The organism is Nitratireductor sp. L15S-10, from assembly GCF_045011005.1.
GTDB lineage: Bacteria > Pseudomonadota > Alphaproteobacteria > Rhizobiales > Rhizobiaceae > Nitratireductor.
This window is the reverse complement of sequence record NZ_CP120674.1, coordinates 2,891,927-2,910,192: the sequence shown is the minus strand read 5'-3', so window position 1 is coordinate 2,910,192 and position 18,266 is coordinate 2,891,927. Positions and strand designations below refer to the sequence as shown.

General features: G+C 61.5%; 15 protein-coding genes. 9 read left to right on the top strand and 6 right to left on the bottom strand.

Annotated features, from left to right (window positions below; translation table 11 throughout):
- Positions 1 to 7 precede the first annotated feature (7 nt).
- The 3 genes from P2W41_RS13975 (at position 8) to P2W41_RS13965 (ending at position 2,480) form a co-directional block, all read left to right on the top strand.
- Positions 8 to 844: a purine-nucleoside phosphorylase gene (locus tag P2W41_RS13975; protein WP_404933463.1), complete on the top strand. Its 837-nt coding sequence runs from the start codon at positions 8 to 10 to the stop codon at positions 842 to 844.
- Positions 845 to 846: 2 nt separating this feature from the next.
- Positions 847 to 1,629: an SDR family NAD(P)-dependent oxidoreductase gene (locus P2W41_RS13970; RefSeq protein ID WP_404933462.1), complete on the top strand. Its 783-nt coding sequence runs from the start codon at positions 847 to 849 to the stop codon at positions 1,627 to 1,629.
- Between the two features lie 83 nt (positions 1,630 to 1,712).
- Positions 1,713 to 2,480: an SDR family NAD(P)-dependent oxidoreductase gene (locus tag P2W41_RS13965; protein ID WP_404933461.1), complete on the top strand. Its 768-nt coding sequence runs from the start codon at positions 1,713 to 1,715 to the stop codon at positions 2,478 to 2,480.
- 128 nt (positions 2,481 to 2,608) lie between these two features.
- On the opposite strand, the gene mtnA is transcribed toward P2W41_RS13965, so the two are convergent.
- Together mtnA and mtnK are read right to left on the bottom strand one after the other, a co-directional pair.
- Complete coding sequence (gene mtnA / locus P2W41_RS13960) at positions 2,609 to 3,718, bottom strand: S-methyl-5-thioribose-1-phosphate isomerase (RefSeq protein WP_404933460.1); 1,110 nt, start codon at positions 3,716 to 3,718, stop codon at positions 2,609 to 2,611.
- Positions 3,715 to 4,980 carry an S-methyl-5-thioribose kinase gene (gene mtnK, locus P2W41_RS13955; RefSeq protein ID WP_404933459.1) on the bottom strand — a complete coding sequence of 422 codons (1,266 nt, stop codon included), beginning with the start codon at positions 4,978 to 4,980 and terminating at the stop codon, positions 3,715 to 3,717. Before mtnK ends, mtnA begins: the two co-directional genes overlap by 4 nt.
- A 292-nt stretch (positions 4,981 to 5,272) precedes the next feature.
- Here mtnK and P2W41_RS13950 point away from each other — a divergent pair, with 292 nt between their 5' ends.
- From P2W41_RS13950 to P2W41_RS13940, 3 genes are all read left to right on the top strand, one after another.
- Positions 5,273 to 6,787, top strand: a complete 1,515-nt coding sequence (locus tag P2W41_RS13950; RefSeq protein ID WP_404933458.1) for a sugar ABC transporter ATP-binding protein — start codon at positions 5,273 to 5,275, stop codon at positions 6,785 to 6,787.
- 78 nt (positions 6,788 to 6,865) lie between these two features.
- Entirely contained in the window at positions 6,866 to 7,855 is a 990-nt protein-coding gene (locus tag P2W41_RS13945; protein ID WP_404934984.1) for an ABC transporter permease, read from the top strand.
- 37 nt (positions 7,856 to 7,892) lie between these two features.
- Positions 7,893 to 8,948: a substrate-binding domain-containing protein gene (locus tag P2W41_RS13940; RefSeq protein ID WP_404933457.1), complete on the top strand. Its 1,056-nt coding sequence runs from the start codon at positions 7,893 to 7,895 to the stop codon at positions 8,946 to 8,948.
- Between the two features lie 279 nt (positions 8,949 to 9,227).
- On the opposite strand, the gene P2W41_RS13935 is transcribed toward P2W41_RS13940, so the two are convergent.
- The 3 genes from P2W41_RS13935 to P2W41_RS13925 form a co-directional block, all read right to left on the bottom strand.
- The gene (locus P2W41_RS13935; RefSeq protein WP_404933456.1) at positions 9,228 to 11,282 is read right to left on the bottom strand and encodes a bifunctional aldolase/short-chain dehydrogenase; all 2,055 of its coding nucleotides are present in this window, start codon (positions 11,280 to 11,282) and stop codon (positions 9,228 to 9,230) included.
- A 44-nt stretch (positions 11,283 to 11,326) separates the two neighbouring features.
- Entirely contained in the window at positions 11,327 to 12,292 is a 966-nt protein-coding gene (locus P2W41_RS13930) for a sugar-binding transcriptional regulator (RefSeq protein ID WP_292899701.1), read from the bottom strand.
- Between the two features lie 235 nt (positions 12,293 to 12,527).
- Positions 12,528 to 12,797, bottom strand: coding sequence for a YMGG-like glycine zipper-containing protein (locus P2W41_RS13925; protein WP_229447620.1), 270 nt, complete (start codon positions 12,795 to 12,797; stop codon positions 12,528 to 12,530).
- A gap of 422 nt (positions 12,798 to 13,219) precedes the next feature.
- Between P2W41_RS13925 and P2W41_RS13920 the strand changes: the two genes are divergently transcribed.
- Entirely contained in the window at positions 13,220 to 14,809 is a 1,590-nt protein-coding gene (locus P2W41_RS13920) for a BCCT family transporter (protein ID WP_292899705.1), read from the top strand.
- A 58-nt stretch (positions 14,810 to 14,867) separates the two neighbouring features.
- Here the strand turns inward: P2W41_RS13920 and P2W41_RS13915 are convergent, their stop codons facing one another.
- Positions 14,868 to 15,857 (bottom strand): polysaccharide deacetylase, encoded by a 990-nt coding sequence (locus P2W41_RS13915; protein ID WP_404933455.1) that lies wholly within the window; start codon positions 15,855 to 15,857, stop codon positions 14,868 to 14,870.
- 213 nt (positions 15,858 to 16,070) lie between these two features.
- Between P2W41_RS13915 and P2W41_RS13910 the strand changes: the two genes are divergently transcribed.
- Both P2W41_RS13910 and der read left to right on the top strand, forming a co-directional pair.
- Complete coding sequence (locus P2W41_RS13910; RefSeq protein WP_292899709.1) at positions 16,071 to 16,736, top strand: tetratricopeptide repeat protein; 666 nt, start codon at positions 16,071 to 16,073, stop codon at positions 16,734 to 16,736.
- A gap of 20 nt (positions 16,737 to 16,756) precedes the next feature.
- Positions 16,757 to 18,187 carry a ribosome biogenesis GTPase Der gene (gene der, locus P2W41_RS13905; RefSeq protein WP_404933454.1) on the top strand — a complete coding sequence of 477 codons (1,431 nt, stop codon included), beginning with the start codon at positions 16,757 to 16,759 and terminating at the stop codon, positions 18,185 to 18,187.
- Positions 18,188 to 18,266: the final 79 nt, after the last annotated feature.

Below are 18,266 nucleotides of genomic sequence, written 5' to 3'. Positions count from 1 at the left end.
GAATGAAATGAGCGAAAGCCAACTCGCGCGTCTTGAGCGCGCCCATGCATCCATCGCCACGCGGGCAGGTGCGCCAGCACCCATCGCCATCATGCTGGGTTCGGGGCTCGGCCAGCTCGCCGACCGGGTGGAGGATGCGGTCACGATCCCTTATGGAGAGGTCGAGGGTTTTCCCGTCTCCACCGCACCGGGCCACAAGGGCGCTTTCGTGATCGGCGATCTGGAAGGCCAACGTGTGATCATGATGCACGGCCGGCTGCATCTTTATGAAGGCTGGTCGCCGCGCGACATCGCTCTTGCCGTCTATCTGCTCAAGCGCCTCGGTGCCGAAACGCTCATCGTCACCAATGCCGCCGGCTCGCTCAATCCCGAATACGATCCCGGAGACGTGATGCTCATCGAGGATCACATGAATTTCACGGGGCTGAACCCGCTGGTCGGGCCCAATGACGATGAGATCGGCCTGCGTTTTCCCGACATGTCGCGCGCCTATGATCCCGACCTTCTTGCCATGGCGAAGAAGGCGGCGGATGCGGCTGGCATAGCCGTGCGGCAGGGCATCTATGCGGGCGTGCTGGGACCGTCCCTCGAAACCTCCGCGGAACGCCGCTATTACCGCGCTTCGGGTTCGGATGCGGTCGGTATGTCAACGGTGACCGAGGTGATTGCCGCCGGCCACGCATCGCTGCCCGTCATCGGGCTTTCGGCCATCACCAACAAGGCGACCGGCGGGCCGGACCAGCAGCCCGACACGATCGAAGAGGTGTTTGCCAATGCCGAGATTGCCGGGCGCAAAATAGAGGCGATCCTGGCCGCGCTTCTGCCCAATCTGAAAGGAGCCTGATCATGGCTGCAACCATCCCACCCGTCGCATCATTGCTTGATCTCACCGGTCGCACGGTCATCGTCACCGGCGCCAGCGGCGGCATTGGCGGCGGCATCGCACGGCGGCTGCACGAGGCCGGCGCAAATGTGGTCTGTCACTTTAACGGCAACAAAGGTGCCGCCGAGGCGCTTTCCAGCGAACTGGGCGCGCGGGCTTTTGCTGCCGGCGGTGACCTTTCGAAGGAAGCCGAAGCGGCCTCTCTGATGAAAGCGGCGCTTGAAAAATTCGGAGCTGTTCACGGCGTGGTCAACAACGCCGGCTTCCAGCCCGTCGAGGCGCTGAGGCAGATCGACGAGGCCGGCTGGGCGCAGATGATGGCGATCAACACCGGCGCGCCGTTTCTCCTGACGCGCGCTTTTGCCGACCATGTGGAGGCGCGCGGTGGCGGTGGTGCGGTCGTCAACATTGCCTCCATCGAAGGGCATCAGCCGGCCCCCGGCCATGCCCATTATGCGGCCTCCAAGGCAGCGCTCTTGATGTTCACCAAGGCGGCGGCGCTGGAGCTTGGCGGGCTTGGCATTCGCGTCAATTCCGTCTCTCCGGGTCTCATCCACCGCGACGGCATCGAGGAAGGTTGGCCCGAAGGTGTGAACCGCTGGAAGGAGGCGGCACCGCTTGGCCGGCTCGGCCAGCCGGAGGATATCGGCGACGCCGCGCTCTTCCTTCTCTCAGAGGCTTCGCGTTGGGTGAGCGGGACGAACATCACGGTGGATGGCGGCGTCAGCGCCCGTTCGACCTGGTGAGAAAACAAAACTGAAACAGACAATTACAACAAGAATCGGACTCAACCTGTGAGGTCTGGTCCGAAGAATGACAGGGGCTTGGAATGAAGACACTTGAAGGCAAGGTCATCGCGGTGACCGGGGCAGCCGGCGGCATTGGCCGAGGCATCGCTCAGGCGATCATCGAGGCGGGCGGGCGCGTGGCGCTGCTCGATCTGCCGGGGCCAAAACTCGAAGCTGCACTCAAGGATCTGGGCGGCGAACCCAATGTCATGGCGGCTGCAAGCGACGTGACCGACAGCGCCAGCATGGAGGCCGCATTCGCCGAGGTGGTGGCCCGCATGGGCAGGCTCGACGGTCTGGTCAACAATGCCGGCGTGGTGCGGCTTGGGGCCGCCGACAAGCTCACCGGAGACGATGTCGATCTCGAAATGGCGGTCAATGTGAAGGGGGTTCTGCTCGCCTCGCAGGCCGCAGCGCGTCAGATGGAAAAGGGCGGTGCGATCGTCAACATAGCCTCGAACGCCGGCAAGGTCGGCTATCCCAACATGGCCGGCTACAACGCCTCCAAGGCAGCGGTGATCAACCTGACCCGTTCGCTCTCGCTCGAATGGGCAGCACGCGGCATCAACGTCAATGCCGTGTGCCCGGGCGGTGTGGCAACCGAGATGCTGAAAACGGTGGCGGACTTCATCGTCGGTGGCGATGCGGCGAAGTCGGAAGAGATGATGAAACAGATGGTTCCTGCACAGCTTGGCCGTCACATCCAGCCGGTCGAGGTGGGGCGTGTGATTGTTTTCCTGTTGTCGGATGCGGCAACGATCATCCGCGGCCAGTCCATCACCATCGATGGCGGCGACACGCCTTATTGATGTAAAAAACCGCCGCTTTGGTTAGTGCCAAAGCGGCGGTTTCCAGTTTTCCGGAAAATGCCCGAAAGTTCCCGAAAACGATTCAGAATCAGGTGATTTTCCTGGATTTCTGAATCGTTTTCTGAAATTCACGCAGCGTTCGATTTTGCCCGGTCGGGGAAGAGTTTGGCGAGCCCTTCGGGTGAGGCATCGGCGATGCCGCGCTCGGTGATGAGGCCGGTGACAAGCCGCGCCGGCGTCACGTCGAAGGCGGGATTTCCGGCGGGCGATGCCTCGGGTGAAATTCGCACCTGCCGAACCTTACCGTCTTCGTCCTTGCCCCAGACGAGCGAGACCTCGTCGCCCGAACGTTCCTCGATGGGAATCTCCTTCACGCCGTCATGCACCGTCCAGTCGATGGTGGGCGAGGGCAGCGCGACATAGAAGGGGACATTGTTGTCCTTTGCCGCCAGCGCCTTCAGATAGGTGCCGATCTTGTTGCAGACATCGCCATCGGCAGTCGTGCGGTCGGTGCCGACGATCACCATGTCCACCATGCCGTGCTGCATGAGATGCCCGCCGGCATTGTCGACCACCAGCGTGTGCGGCACGCCATGGCCGGCCATTTCCCAGGCGGTGAGCTGGGCGCCCTGGTTGCGCGGACGGGTTTCGTCCACATAGACATGAACGGCAATGCCTTCTTCCACCGCGTGGTAGATGGGCGAGGTGGCGGTGCCGAAATCGACGGTGGCAAGCCAGCCGGCATTGCAGTGGGTGAGAATGTTGACCGGTTCGCCGGGCTTCTTGCGTGCGGCGATCTGGCGAATGATTTCCAGCCCGTTCCGGCCGATGCTGCGGTTCAATTCCACATCCTCGTCGGCGATCTCGGCGGCGCGCCTGTAGGCAGCCTCGGCGCGGTCGGCCTCGGGAATGTCGCGCAGGAAACCGCGCATTTCATCCAGCGCCCAGCGCAGATTGATTGCCGTGGGACGGGTCTCGTGGAGCTGTTCCCACACCGCATCGAGTGCTGCATCGGAAGCATCCTCGCGCATGCGCATGGCAACGCCATAGGCGGCGGTGACGCCGATCAGCGGCGCGCCGCGCACCCACATGTCGCGAATGGCGGTGGCGATGCCCTCGACGGTCTTCACGTTTTCGATGCGCAGCTCATGCGGCAGCCAGCGCTGGTCGATGAGATCGACAGACCAGCCATCCTCGTTCACCCAGATGGTGCGGTAGTGCTTGTCTCCAACCTTCATGACAGTTTCCCCTGATCAAGTGCTTCGGCCAGCCGGTCAAGTTCGGCCAGCGATTGAATGTGATTGCGGTTGACGACGATATGGCGACCGAACTTCAGCGCCGGTGCCTCGCAGGCAGCGCGAAGGCTCTCATCGGCGATGTCCTCGAAATCGGCATTGTGGGCAAGGCCCAGAATGCGGCGGTGCATCTCGATGCCGGCAAAGCCAAGCATGTCGGTCCACAGATCGTGGATCACGTGGTTGAGCGCCTGTTCGGAGCCAAGTGCATCACCCTCGTCTTCATAGAGCGATGCCTGATAGAGCATGCCGCTGCGCTCGGTGCGCCACAAATGGGCGAACTCGTCGCGGAAGGTGGTCCAGGTTTCGGAGATGACGCCCAGAAGATAGGCACGCATGGAGGCGCGGCTGCCGTTTTCCTCATGTCCGCGCTGGGAGAAATAGGCCATCCAGTAATTGGCGATGAGCATGCCGACATCGAAGGCCATGGGTCCGTAGAAGGCAAATTCCGGATCGATGACGCGGGTATCGTACTTCGTGACCATCACGGAGCCCGAATGCAGGTCGCCATGCACCATGGTCTCGGCTTTCGATGCGAAGAGGTGCTTCATGCGCTGGGCGGCGACCTTCAGATCGCGGTCTGAACGCAGTTCCTTCACCAGTGCGTCGAGACCGGGCGTGTGCCGGTTCATCGGCGCTTCAAAGTAAGGATCAGAAAAGACGAGATTTTCCGTGATGTCACAGAGGTCGACATTGTCTGCAAAGAGCGCGAGATCCGCCTTGCGGTCCGCCGCTTTCATGGAAAGGTCGGACCCGCGGAAGAGGGTGCGGGCCATGAAGAGGCCGAGGTCCCTGCCGATCTTCGGCAGTTCCTGCCCCTCGATGAGGGCGCGGCGAAGAATGATGTGTGGAGACAGGAACTCCATGGCGATGAGGGCCTGCGCCTCATCGAAGTAATAGACAGCAGGCACGGTGCCCGGCGCGCGTTTTTCCTGGCGGGTCAGCGCGTGATATTCGAAGAAGGAGCGCTTCAGGGGAAGCGGCCAGCTGTCGCCGACGAGCCGCACATAGGGCAGCGCCTGCTTGATGATAAGCGTTTGCGCCTCACCTTCCACGATGAAGACGAGATTGAGATTGCCGTCGCCGACTTCGCGGACCTTCCAGCCTGTGGGTGCGCCGCCGAGACGGTTCGCAATCTCGGGGATGCTGCCAAGGCGATGCGGCAGACTTTCAACCGTCAGAGCCTCGAAGGCGTTTTCTTTCATCTCTTCTGTCTCCTCCCATTCTCGCCTGAGCAAGAGGCGTATGGTTCGCGTCCTATTGTTACCCGTGTTCCCGCACAAATTTTCCCTTTCGAAGGGAGAAGAAGCACGAGGCCAGCCTGTTCATCCCACACCCCGATCCTGCAGAAAAGGCGCGCGCGAATGGCACAGGCCGAGAACGGGGGCACCATACTTTCCTCCCGTCAATTCTGATGCCACGCTACCAAGGCTCTGTCATTTGTCAATCGTATTGACAAATGCTTGTTACCTGCTAGCGTCATATTGGGAGGAGATTATGGGCGACACTGCCATTTTTCGGATAGCGGGTCTGACCAAGGCATTCGGACCAAACGCCGTTCTGCGCGGTGTGGGGCTCGAACTGCGCGCTGGCGAGGTCACGGTTCTGATGGGCGCCAATGGCGCCGGTAAATCGACTCTCGTCAAGATCATGAGCGGCGTTCACCGCGCCGATCGCGGCGTGATGATGCTGGGCGACAAGCCCTTCTCCCCTGCCACGCCCGCCGAAGCAATGCGGGCCGGTGTGGTGACGGTTCACCAGAACATCAATGACGGTGTGGTGGGCGCGCTCGACGTGGCGAGCAATCTTGTGCTCGACCGGTTGAACGGTTCTGGCAGCGGTTTTTTCTTCAATCCGAGAAAGGTGCGGCGTGAGGCGCGCGACGTGGCCGATCGCATGGGGCTGGGGATCGATCTTGGCGCGGAAGTGACCGACCTTTCGCTCGCCGACCGGCAGATGGTGGCGATTGCGCGCGCCATGTCGCATGAGCCGCAGGTGATGATCCTCGATGAACCAACCTCTTCGCTTTCGAGCAATGAGGCCGAACGGCTGTTTGCGCTGATCGACCGGCTGAAGGCGCGTGGCGTTGCCATTCTCTATATTTCGCACCGCATGTCGGATATCCGCCGTCTGGCCGACCGGATTGTGAGCCTGCGCGACGGCGCGATTGTCGGCCAGTTCGAAGACAAGCCGCTTGATTATGAAGGCGCGGTCAATGCCATGCTGGGGCAGAATCTCGGCCGCCACAGCATTGATGTGCGTGCGGCGGGGACGCCGGTCTTTTCGGCGCGTGATTTGAGGATCGCACAGGGTGCCAAGCCGATCTCGCTTGAACTGGGTGCGGGCGAGATCGTGGCCGTGACGGGCCTTGTGGGCGTGGGCAAGACGCAGCTAGCAGAGACCCTTTTTGGTATTCATGCGCCTCTGTCGGGCACGATGGAGCTGGACGGCAGGCCCTATGCGCCAAAGACGCCGCAGCGCGCGATCCGGGATGGCGTTTTCCTCGTCGCCAAGGACCGCGCCTCCACGGGCATCGTGCCGGAATTCAACATCTATGAGAATATGAGCCTGCCCTTTCTGCCGCGTTTCGCCAATGCGGGCGTGATGCGGCGGCGGAGCGAGCGCCAGACGGCGCGGGACCAGATTGCCGATCTGAAGATTGTCTGCCGCTCCGAGCGCGACGATCTGGCGACGCTTTCAGGCGGCAATCAGCAAAAGGTGACGGTGGCGCGCTGGCTGACGCAGCCTTCGCGCTTGCTGATCCTCGACGAGCCGTTTCAGGGTGTCGACATTGCCGCCCGCCACGACATTGCGGCCAAGCTGCGCGAAAGTGCTGGCGATCGCGCAACACTGATTTTTCTGACCGAACTGGATGAGGCGCTGGAGACGGCAGACCGCATTCTCGTCATGTCGGAAAACACGATTGTGGGCGAGCATCGCAATGCCGATGTGGACATGGACCGGCTTCTGGCGGAGGTTGCCGGGCAGCGTTTGGAAGTGACAGGGAGCTGAGTGAGCATGGACAGCCAGACGGCACGGGAAAGCACAGTGGAAGCGAGGGCCGATGCGCGGCCAAAAGAGGGGCTTTCAATGCGCGAGCTGGCCATCCGCTATGGTTTCCTGACCCTGCTTGTGGGGCTGGTCGTCTTCTTCTCGCTGGCCACGCGCGGCTTCACCTCGCCGCAGGCGGCGGTCTTCATCCTGCAGTCGGTTTCGATCACCGGCATTCTGGCGCTCGGCGTGACAGCGACGCTGGTGGTGGGCGGTTTCGACCTTTCCATCGGCTCCATCGCCACCAGCTCCATGATGGCGGCGGCCTATGTGATGGTGGTGCTGGAGCAGAACGCGCTCGTCGCGGTTCTGGTGTGCCTTGCCATCGGCGCGCTGGTGGGGCTGATCAACGGTTTGATCATCTGCTACATGCGGGTGCCCGATCTTCTGGCAACCCTCGGCATGATGTTCCTGCTGATTGGCTTGCAGCGCATCCCGACCGAAGGACGCTCCATCGCCACCGGCATGACACTGCCTGATGGCTCGACCGCCGAGGGCACGTTCAGCCAGGCCTTTCTGGCGCTCGGCCGGCATCGGTTCGACCTCTTCATCGAAAATCTTGTGCCGGCCTCGGTGGTGGTGCTGATCGTGCTTGCGATCCTGATCTGGTTCTTCCTCGAATACACGCGGTTTGGCCGCATGATGTATGCGGTGGGGTCCAATGCGCGGGCTGCGGAATTCGCCGGTGCGCCGGTCAAGGCCTATCGCATCTGGGCCTATGTGATCTCGGGCGTGTTCGCTTCCATCGGCGGCATTCTTCTGGCCGCGCGCCTGGGGCGCGGCGACATCGCCTCGGGCAACAATCTGCTTCTGGATGCGGTAGCGGCGGCACTCATCGGTTTTGCGGTGCTGGGGGCTGCCAAGCCGAACGCATTCGGCACGGCCATCGGTGCGCTTTTCGTGGGCGTGCTTTTGCAGGGGCTCACCATGATGAACGTGCCTTATTACACGCAGGATTTCGTCAAGGGGGCGGTGCTCGTCATCGCGCTGATCTTTACCTTTGCGCTTCTGGGGAGGAACGCCCGATAGCGCGGAACAAGAGCAACAGGCAGTGGAGGAGAAGAACATGAACATTTCACGCAGACTTCTGGGCAAGATGGCCGCGGCACTCGCCGGCGCCACCATGCTCCTGCCGGCAGCCGCCGGCGCACAGGACAAGCCCGCGCCATTCGACAATCCCGGTGACGTGGAGATTGCGCTGGTGCGCTATCTTTCCACCGGCGACTTTTTCCAGGCCTATCTCTCGGGCGTGGAGAAGCAGGCCGAGGCGCTGGGCGTAAACCTGCGCGTGCTCGACAGCCGGCAGGACGCAGCCCTTCAGGCCGACATGGTGGATCAGGCGATTGCATTGGGTGTTGACGGCATCATCATCCAGCATGGCCTTACAGAGTCCATGAAGGAAGCTGCCCAGCGCGCCGTCGATGCGGGCATCAAGGTCGTGGCCTTCGACGTGAATGTCGAGAATGACGCGATCCCGCAGATCGAGCAGTCCGACCGGGATCTGGCGCGGCTGGCGCTGGAACAGGCGATCAAGGACAATGGCGAGGAGTGGAAGGCGGGCTATGTCTATGTGGCCGGCATTGCGCCGCTCGACCGCCGCGACGAGACCTGGCGCGAGTTCAAGGAAAAATATCCGGGCATCGAGGAAGTGGCGCAGTTTGGCACGCTGGACAATCCGATCGCCAATTCGGTGGCCAATCAGGCGCGCTCGGTGGTGACGGCGAACCCGGACATCCAGGTCATGTTCGCGCCCTATGACGAGTTCGCCAAGGGCGTGAAGATTGCCGTGGACGAGGCCGGCCTTTCCGACAGCATCAAGATCTATTCGGCGGACGTTTCGACGGCTGACATTTCGGCCATGCGCGAGCCGGGCAGCGCCTGGGTTGCGACGGCTGCCACCAACCCCGCCGTTGTGGGCGAGGTTTCGGTGCGCGCGCTCGCCATGCTTCTGGCCGGCGAGGAGCCGGGCAAGAGCGTCATCGTCCCGCCGACGCTGATCACCCAGCAGGCGCTGAACGAAGGCGACATCAAGAACATGGACGATCTTTCAGCGAAGATGCCACAGTTTGCCCATGCCGATGTGGCCGTGCCGGACTGGATGCCGCTGCCCGCGCGGGACTGAGACCGCGCTAGAATGGATCGACGAGGGCGGCTTTCGGGTCGCCCTTTTTGTTTTGCGCGGAGATGATGGTGCGTGCCCTTTCCCTTGGCCCTTCGCCTTTCGACAAGCTCAGGATGAGGGAAAGGGCAGGGACATTGGGGGCGCTTGAACGGGGTACGTGGCTCGCGGTGAAGTGGCAACGAAAGCCCTCATCCTGAGCTTGTCGAAGGGCGAGGGCGGATTGGGGGGCGACCTTTGCAGTGTTGGCGCTCGCCCCCATCCTCTTGCCGGCTCTCTATATCAGCGCAGCGCTGCCGCGATATTGCCGCCGTCTACGGTGGTGACGTCGGCGGTGGTACGCTCGGCAAGGGCGTGGTTGAGGAAGGCCTGCGCCACATCCTCGGCGCGCACCTCAAGGCCCAGAAGATTGCCGCCCATATAGTCCTTCTCCGAGACGCCGCGTGCGGTGGAGCGGTTGGCGATCATCTCGTTGGTCAAGAGGCCCGAACGGATGCGGTCGGCATTGACCGCGTTGGAGCGCACGCCGATGGAGCCGTAATCGAGTGCATACTGGCGCGACAGGAACAGCGTTGCCGCCTTGGGCAGGCCATAGGCGCCGAAATTCGCACCCGGATTGACCGCCTGCTTGGAGGCGTTGAAGAGGAGCACGCCGCCGGTGCCCTGCTGCTTGAAGAGGCGCACCGCGTTCTGCGCCACACTCTGATGGGCGAAGAAATTAAGCTCGAAACTCTTGCGCAGCGTGGCGTCTTCCAGTTCGCCGATCTTGCCTTCCCATGCGGCACCCGCATTGGAAACGACGATGTCGACGCCGCCGAACACATCGCGTGCCCTGTCGAAGGCGGCGCGCACGGCTGTCGCGTCGGTCACGTCGGCACCGATTCCGATGGCGGCATTGCCGATTGATTTCGCGACCTCTTCGGCCTTGTCGGCATGCATGTCGACGACGACCACATGGGAGCCCTGCGATGCGAAAAGCTTTGCCGTGGCGGCACCGATGGCACCCGCGCCGCCGGTGACCAGCGTGACCTGGCCGGAGAGCGGCTTGGGCTTGTTGGAGGCGAGCTTGGCCTGCTCAAGCGACCAGTATTCAAGCTCGAAGAGATCCGACAGCGCCAGCGGGTGGAAGGAGCCGATGGCTTCGGCACCGGTGACCGCTTCCACCAGCATCTCGCCGACATCGGCGGCGATCTTCGCCTCCTTCATGCTGCGGCCATGGCCGATGAGGCCGAGACCGCGCACGAGTGTCAGGCGCGGCATGGTGTCGAGCATGGTGCGCTCGACATCGTCGGCGGCGTTGTTGGTCTCGAAATAGTCCTTGTAGCGAGCCGAGAACTCGGCGACCTTTTCGCGGATCACCTTACCATATTCATCAAGTTTGCCTGCTTCCGGCGCGGGCAGAACCATGGGGCCGGTCTTGATGCGGATCGAAAGGTCCGGCGTCGAGACGCCGCGTGTGGCGAGCTCTTCGGCCGTGTCGGCGTTCACATAATCGAGGATTTTCGGTGAGGTGCGGAAGTCGCAGACCATGCGGCCATAATTGCCCTCGCCCTCGTCAATGGCGATCGCGCCGCGCAGATAGGGCATGATCTCGGACGGGGTGGCAAGCTCTTTGGGAAGCGCCACCGGCTTGAAGGGAGCCTTGCCGTTTTCGGCGACGTAATCCTCGGCCATGGTGACGAACTCGATCATGAGATCGTAGGCCGTCTTTGCATCTTCGGCGAAGGTGAAAATGCCGTGCTTGTCGAGGATCAGGCCTTCCACGGCGGGGTTCTTGTCGTAGATGTCGGCGGCTTCCTTGGCGAGGTCGAAGCCCGGTTTGATGTAGGGTACGAAGCCGAGCCGGTCGCCAAAGACCTTTTTGCAGAGCGCTTCGGAATCTTTCTGATCGACCAGCGCGAGAATGGCTGTCGAGTGGGTGTGATCGACGAATTTGTGCGGCAGAAAGGCGTGCAGCAGGGTCTCGATGGAGGGGTTCGGGGAACCCGGATCGATGAGATTGGCGCGCTGCATGGCGACCATGTCTTCGTCCGCGAGCGCGTCGAGCCTGCGGGCGGCAAGGAGCGCGTCCATCTTCACCGCGGGAAGGCCCTGCGGCTCGATCACGCCCATGTCCCAGCCGCTGCCCTTGACGCACAGAACATCATATTCGCGGCCCAGAATGTCGGTTGCTTTGCTCTTCAGCGAGGTGTTGCCGCCGCCATGCAGAACAAGGCGCGGCTCGCCGCCCAGAAGTCGGGTCGTGTAGACGCGCAGCGCCAGATCGCGGTCGACGCCCTTTGCGGCGTAATGCTCGACGAGCTTTTCGGCTTCGCTGTCTTTCCAGAGGTTCTGCATGTCGGTCCTGTACTGTCTTGAAGGGTTGCGCTTGCCGGCGGGGTTCAGGCCGGCGTCGGTTCACTGGCGGCGTGGTGCTGCAATAGCGCGGCCGCCATGGAGGAAGTGGTCACCAGATGGGTGAAAAAACGGCCGGCGATGGCGGCCTTGAGAGGTTCGAGTTTCTCGTCCTCCTGCACCACCATCAGACGCTTTGGAATGGCGCGGATGGCGTCGAAATCGGCCGAGATCATGCGCCGGTTGTAATCGCAGTCGAGCAGTTTGCCATCGGCGGTGATGATTTGTCCCGCAATGACGCCGGTGGCCCCCATCGCTTTCAGCCGCCCAAGCTCTTCGATGCTGAGCGCGCCGCATTTTATGACATGGCTGTCGGTATCGAGCGCTCCGACCGTGAAGAGGGCCAGATCGCAGGCGCCGATACCGTCGAGCTGTTCGCGGATGACCGGCTCTTCGCGCAGAGCCTGAGCCAGTCCCTCGGTGCTCAGGACCAGCGGTGCGTAGAAGTTGAGCCCCTTGGCGTTGAGCCGGCGGGCGATCTCCATGGTGCACTGGTCGGGACGGTAGGCATAGGGCGAGCCGAGATTGCCGCACATCTCGACAACCGTCACGCCTTCGCGGTCGGCATAGCTCATGGCGTCGGCGATGTCGTAGACGGTGCGGCCCCAGGCGACGCAGACCCGATTCCCGTTCTCGACCATTTCGAGAAAGACATTGGCAGCCAGCGTCGGAATTTCGGAGGCTGGGGAGGGTGAAAGGGAATCCTCCCCCACGAGCCACACGGTTTCGAGGCCGAACGTATCTTCCATCTGGCGCGCGAGGCGCTCGCCGCTGAAAAGATGCGTGGAGGTGGAGATGTTGACGATACCGGCCTCACGGGCCTTGCGCAGATAGAGCGCCACGGATGCGCGCGAGATGCTCAGCCGCTGCGCCACCTCGTCCTGACGCAGGCCGTGCGTGTAATATAGCCAGGCGGCCTTGTGTATGATCTGCTCTGCAGGACGATAAGCCATTCCGCGCCTCCTTTCGACATTATTCATGGCGATTGACAAAAGTCAATTCGCAGCCGGGAAGAACCGGGAGACCGGGGAAGGCGGTCCCGTCAAGGCGCGGCTTGCTTGTCCTTGGCGGACGGTTGATCGGGTCGCACGGGGGGATGCAGGTATGAGAAAGGCCGGGATGCGCGATGCATCCCGGCCTTTGCCGTGTTGTCTGCTGCCAGGCAGCGCAGGCTGCGCTGCCGGACGATCAGTAACCGCGCGGGCAACGGGCCTCGTAGCGGCGGCCGTATTCGTCGCGATAGATGCAGCGGTTGCTGTTTTCCGATGCGCGACCGACCAGAGCGCCGGCCACCGTGCCGATGGCACCGCCGATGATGGCGCCTTCAACCTTGTTGCCGGAAGCGAGCGCGCCGATGGCCGCACCGCTGGCGCCGCCAAATGCCGCGCCCTGTTCAGTCGGGGTGCAGGCAGCAACACCGAGAAGCAGTGCCGGCACGAGAAGCAGTGACTTTTTCATGTGTCCTCTCCAAATGGTTTTCATCATAAGCTACAGACATCGATTTGGTTCCATCTGAAGCTATGCAGTTAATGGTGTCCCTATAGCCGTATAACATGGACATAAAATCCGGCAAAAGTCCGAGAGACAAGCGTAGTTTGTGTCGATTTCTCGTCTTGTTGTGTGAAAATGACCGTTGATTGCGGGCTATTTGCACGCCTCGCCAATGGAATTTGGCGATTTCCGGGCGGAATTTTGGTGAAAAAGGGTTCCATCCGTCTCCGATTTGCGTGAGTCTGGTCTCAATCCGCACGGACAAGGTCGCATACAGACCATGCGCGATCATGTGTTTTGGTTCACGGTCCCGAGTGTGGAGGAACGTTCCGGGGACGGGCGGCCATTCTGTCATTTGCTTCCAGCCTCGGACAGATATGGAGTGAGACATGTCCAATGAAATCGTTGAGGAGGACCACGGGCTCGAGCCCGGGCAGGATAACATTCGGCTGCTTGGTCTGGACGTTCACAACCCTGTTTTCTTCGTTTCCGCTGTTCTGATCATTGCCTTCGTGATCATCGCCCTGATGTTTCAGGAAGCGTCGGGAAGTGCACTTGGCGGACTGCGGGTCTGGCTGACTTCGACCTTTGACTGGGTCTTCATGCTGTCAGCAAATCTATTCGTGGTGTTTTGTGTTCTTGTCGCGGCAACGCCACTGGGCAAAGTCAGGCTGGGCGGCAAGGATGCAGTGCCCGAATATTCCTATTCCGGCTGGTTCGCGATGCTCTTTGCGGCTGGCATGGGTATCGGCCTGATGTTTTTCGGCGTGCTTGAGCCGATGTATCATTTCAACAACCCGCCGCTTGGTCTGGAGGCACCATTGGCCGATGGCGAACTCGTGGCGAGCGCGGTGCCGGCGGCCCGTGAAATGGGCATGGCGGCAACCATCTTTCACTGGGGGCTTCATCCCTGGGCGATTTACGCGGTTCTGGCGCTGTCGCTCTCGCTTGCCGCTTACAACAAGGGCCTGCCGCTATCCATCCGCTCGGCGTTCTACCCGATTCTGGGCGAACGGGTGCGCGGCTGGCCCGGTCACCTGATCGACATCATGGCGGTTTTCGCAACACTCTTTGGCCTTGCAACGTCGCTCGGCTTCGGTGCCTCGCAGGCGCTTGCCGGCTTGAACGAGCTATATGGTGTTCCGAACACTGACACGATCAAGGTCCTGCTCATCATGGGGATCACCGGCATTGCTTTGATCTCCGTCGTGGCGGGACTGGATGCGGGCGTCAAGCGTCTCTCCGAGATCAACATGGTGCTCGCCATTCTTCTACTTCTGTTTGTGATCATCTTCGGTCCCACACTGGCGATCATCACCGGCTTTTTCTCCAACACATGGTCCTATCTGAAGGAGTTGCCGGAACTCTCGAACTGGGTCGGCCGCGAAGACACGGGCTTCATGCACGGATGGACCACCTTTTACTGGGCCTGGTGGATTTCCTGGTCACCTTTCGTGGGCATGTTCATCGCCCGCGTTTCCAAGGGGCGGACCGTGCGCGAGTTCATTACCTGTGTTCTGATCATTCCCACACTCGTATCGATCCTCTGGATGACGACGTTCGGCGGCACTGCAATGGAGCAGTTCCTGGCCGATGGATACACGGGCGTTCAGGAGACAGTGGTCGATTACGTGCCAGAACTTTCGCTGTTTGCGATGCTGGCCGACCTGCCGCTGGCCGGTGTGAGCTCGCTCATCGGAATCATTCTGGTCATCGTATTTTTCGTTACGTCGTCGGATTCCGGCTCGCTGGTCATCGACACGATCACGGCCGGCGGAAAGATCGATGCGCCGATAGCGCAGCGTGTCTTCTGGGCCATTTTCGAGGGCCTGGTCGCAATCGTTCTGCTGCTTGGCGGTGGACTGGCCGCACTTCAGGCCGGTGCAATCGCGACAGGTTTCCCGTTCGCGATCCTGCTGACCATCATGCTCTATGCCACTTTCAAGGCGTTGCGGCACGAGCGGGAAATCGGCAACTAAACGGGCGCGAAAAAGCGCTGAAGATGAGCCTCGGCAAGAAATGCCGGGGCTTTTTCGATCAGGTTCCGCCCTGGACCGGAGCTTCGGCTTCGGAGATGGCTGCCAGGTAATCACGGTAGCTCAGGCATTTCACATCGTCCCTGACGCAAACCTCGCGCGCAAAGCGCTCCAGCGCATTCCAATAGGCACCATCGTTCATGAGGGTAAAATGGAAGCCGAGCTGGACCGGGGTGCGGCGTCCGTCATATTCCCTGTCGAACGTCGCCATAAAGGCATCATAGGCCCGCTGCTCAAACGCGGACGCTGCCTCCGGCTTTTCCCTGCCGCCGGAGTGGCGCACATAAAGGTTGTAGTCCATGGCAATCACCGGCCTGTCGCGAGGGCCCTCCGGTATCAGTGGGAGAGAAAAATGCGCGAGGCCATTACGGGTTCTGGGCAACTCCGGACCGCGTGAGACAGCGCTGGCGTCATAGGCAAAGCCCTTCTTCTCAAGCGTCTTGAACAGTCCCTTGCTCGTTGAAAGGTATGGCGCTCTGAAACCGCGTATTTCCTTGCGCGCGAAATCCTGCCAACCGTCGGGTTCACCCTTAATCCCGTTGACCTTCCAGGCGTCCGAGACAATGGCCGCGAACTGATCGAACTCCTGCGCCCAGTCGTCCGCGCTCCAATTTTTCCCATCGAAATGACCGCAGCCATGACTTGCCAGCTCGTGCCCTTCGGCACGGGCGGACCAGATCTGACCGAGCCGTCCCTCGACGTCCTCCTGCGAATACCCGCTGCCGACATTCGAGCGGCCCCGGGCCATGCCGGGTGCCTGATAGGTTTTGCGCGTCTCCGGAGACAGGAGGTAAACGCAGGAAAGGAAATAGGTGAAGTGCGCGCCTGTTTCCCTGCCAAGCGCACGGCTGCGCTCCCACTGTTCCAGATGCAGGGCGCCGTCAAAGGAGATGATCACGTATTGCGGCGACTTCGCCTCTTTCGTGTTCCCGGCAAAGCAGGAACCTGTCAACGCCAGTGCCGTTGCACCGGCGCAGAGAAATTTGAGCATGATCACGTAATCCGCTATGCAATTCGAAGGGCAGGGTTACTGGCCAAATATGGCCGAGTTTGGAAAGCAGTATCGTTTTACGGCAACGGGCGTTGGCGCCGAATCAACAGAATCGGAACGAAATGACAGCCCCCCCTTCCATGGCGGCAAATTTCGTCTAAAAAGCCGGAAACCGGAAAAGCGCGGGAAGTACCCGCCAGGCATGGGTCGCATATGTCCGACGACAGTTTCATTCGCGAAGTCAATGAAGAGCTTCGCCAGGATCAGTTCAAATCTCTGTGGCGTCGTTTCGGCCCCATTGCGATCGGCGCAGCCGTTCTGCTCGTCATCGCCACGGCCGGCTATGTCGGCTATGAGCGCTGGACATCCTCCCGCGCAAATGCTTCTGGCGATGCTTTTTCCCAGGCACTGGAGCACGCCCGCCAGGGCGAGAACGATGAAGCGCTCGCCGCTTTCAAAGAACTGGAAGAGAGTGGCTATGGCTCCTATCCGCTTCTGGCGCGCATGCGTTCTGCCACCGTTCTGGCTGCCGATGGCGACGCGGAAGGTGCCGTGGCTGCGTTCGATGCAATTGCGGCGGACCGTTCGGTAACCGATGTGATCGCCGACATTGCTCGCCTTCGGGCAGGGCTTCTTCTGGTAGATCACGGATCCTATGCGGACGTTTCAGCACGTGTTGAAACATTGACGGCGGATGGAAACGCGCTGCGCCACACGGCGCGCGAGGCGCTTGGTCTTGCAGCATGGAAGGAAGGCAAGCGCGACGACGCGCTTCAGCTCTTCCAGCAGATTTCCGGCGATGCCGAGGCACCCCGCAACACGCGCCAGCGCGCCGAGATGATGATCGAGCTGATCCTCGGCTCAAGCCCGGCGGAATAGCCGGAGACCGGTGAGCCAAGATGGCCTTCAAGCTTGCAATCATCGGCCGGCCGAATGTCGGCAAGTCGACACTGTTCAACCGGCTTGCCGGTCGGCGTCTGGCCATTGTCGATGATACGCCCGGTGTAACGCGTGACCGCCGCTCCCATACTGCCCGCCTTCAGGACCTCAAGTTTGACGTAATCGACACGGCCGGTCTGGAAAGTGCTGCAGCGCCGACACTGGAGGGCCGCATGCGTGCCCAGACCGAGCAGGCGATCGAAGAGGCCGATATTGCGCTTTTCATGATCGATGCCCGCGCCGGTGTGATGCCCGATGATGCGACCTTCGCCAATCTCCTGCGCCGCAGCGGCAAGCCGGTTGTGCTGGTCGCCAACAAGATGGACGTGAATGCCGCCCGCAGCGGGGTTCTTGACGCGTGGGAACTGGGGCTGGGTGATCCGGTCGAGGTGTCGGCGGAACACGGTCTCGGCATGTCCGATCTGCGTGACGCCATCGTCGAGGCGCTTGGCGAGGACCGGGCATTGGCGGAAGATCCGGAAGAGGCCGTTCTCACGACAGACGAAATCACGGTCGGCGAGGATGTGGAGCCCGATTCGGAAGAAGAGGCAGTCTACGATTCGTCCAAACCGTTGCGGATCGCAATTGTGGGGCGCCCCAATGTCGGCAAGTCGACGCTGATCAACGCGTTGCTTGGCGAGGAACGCATGCTGACGGGCCCCGAAGCCGGCATCACGCGCGATTCGATTTCCGTCGACTGGCAATGGCGTGGCCGCAAGATCAAGCTGTTCGATACGGCAGGCATGCGACGCAAGGCTCGCGTGCAGGAGAAGCTGGAAAAACTTTCCGTGTCCGACGGGCTGCGCGCCGTGCGCTTTGCCGAAGTGGTGATCGTGGTCTTCGACGCGACCATCCCATTCGAGAAGCAGGACCTGCAGATCGCCGATCTGATCATCCGTGAGGGCAGGGCGCCGGTCATCGCCTTCAATAAATGGGATTTGATCGAGGACCGGCAGGAGACGCTCGCCGAACTGCACGAAAAGACGGCGCGGCTTCTGCCGCAGGTGCGTGGGCTGCAGGCCGTTCCGATCTCGGCGGAAACCGGGCGCGGCTTCGACAAGCTTATGGAGGCGGTGGAAAAGACCCACCGCACCTGGAACAGCCGCATCTCAACGGGCCGTCTCAACCGGTGGCTGGAAGGCGCGACGGGGCAGCATCCGCCCCCGGCCGTGGCCGGACGCCGGCTCAAGGTCAAGTACATAACGCAGATCAAGACACGGCCGCCGGGCTTCGTTGTCTCCTGTTCGCGGCCTGAAGCGATGCCGCAATCCTATGTGCGCTATCTCATGAACGGCCTGCGCGAGACCTTCAATCTCTACGGTGTACCGATACGTGTGGCGCTGCGCACCTCCGATAACCCCTATGCGGGTAGGGCGAAAAAGCGCCGGTGAGCGCGGTCTCCAGATTTCCGGTCAGGCAGATGACGGGCTTTGCATGGCAAGGCCCGTTTTTGTTTGCTCTGATGTTCTG

What these genes read in the sequence shown, in the direction of transcription:
- P2W41_RS13975 (WP_404933463.1), top strand. Translation starts at nt 8, where the DNA reads ATGAGCGAAAGCCAACTCGCGCGTCTTGAGCGCGCCCATGCATCCATC.
- P2W41_RS13970 (WP_404933462.1), top strand. Translation starts at nt 847, where the DNA reads ATGGCTGCAACCATCCCACCCGTCGCATCATTGCTTGATCTCACCGGT.
- P2W41_RS13965 (WP_404933461.1), top strand. Translation starts at nt 1,713, where the DNA reads ATGAAGACACTTGAAGGCAAGGTCATCGCGGTGACCGGGGCAGCCGGC.
- mtnA (WP_404933460.1), bottom strand. Translation starts at nt 3,718, where the DNA reads ATGAAGGTTGGAGACAAGCACTACCGCACCATCTGGGTGAACGAGGAT.
- mtnK (WP_404933459.1), bottom strand. Translation starts at nt 4,980, where the DNA reads ATGAAAGAAAACGCCTTCGAGGCTCTGACGGTTGAAAGTCTGCCGCAT.
- P2W41_RS13950 (WP_404933458.1), top strand. Translation starts at nt 5,273, where the DNA reads ATGGGCGACACTGCCATTTTTCGGATAGCGGGTCTGACCAAGGCATTC.
- P2W41_RS13945 (WP_404934984.1), top strand. Translation starts at nt 6,866, where the DNA reads ATGCGCGAGCTGGCCATCCGCTATGGTTTCCTGACCCTGCTTGTGGGG.
- P2W41_RS13940 (WP_404933457.1), top strand. Translation starts at nt 7,893, where the DNA reads ATGAACATTTCACGCAGACTTCTGGGCAAGATGGCCGCGGCACTCGCC.
- P2W41_RS13935 (WP_404933456.1), bottom strand. Translation starts at nt 11,282, where the DNA reads ATGCAGAACCTCTGGAAAGACAGCGAAGCCGAAAAGCTCGTCGAGCAT.
- P2W41_RS13930 (WP_292899701.1), bottom strand. Translation starts at nt 12,292, where the DNA reads ATGGCTTATCGTCCTGCAGAGCAGATCATACACAAGGCCGCCTGGCTA.
- P2W41_RS13925 (WP_229447620.1), bottom strand. Translation starts at nt 12,797, where the DNA reads ATGAAAAAGTCACTGCTTCTCGTGCCGGCACTGCTTCTCGGTGTTGCT.
- P2W41_RS13920 (WP_292899705.1), top strand. Translation starts at nt 13,220, where the DNA reads ATGTCCAATGAAATCGTTGAGGAGGACCACGGGCTCGAGCCCGGGCAG.
- P2W41_RS13915 (WP_404933455.1), bottom strand. Translation starts at nt 15,857, where the DNA reads ATGCTCAAATTTCTCTGCGCCGGTGCAACGGCACTGGCGTTGACAGGT.
- P2W41_RS13910 (WP_292899709.1), top strand. Translation starts at nt 16,071, where the DNA reads ATGTCCGACGACAGTTTCATTCGCGAAGTCAATGAAGAGCTTCGCCAG.
- der (WP_404933454.1), top strand. Translation starts at nt 16,757, where the DNA reads ATGGCCTTCAAGCTTGCAATCATCGGCCGGCCGAATGTCGGCAAGTCG.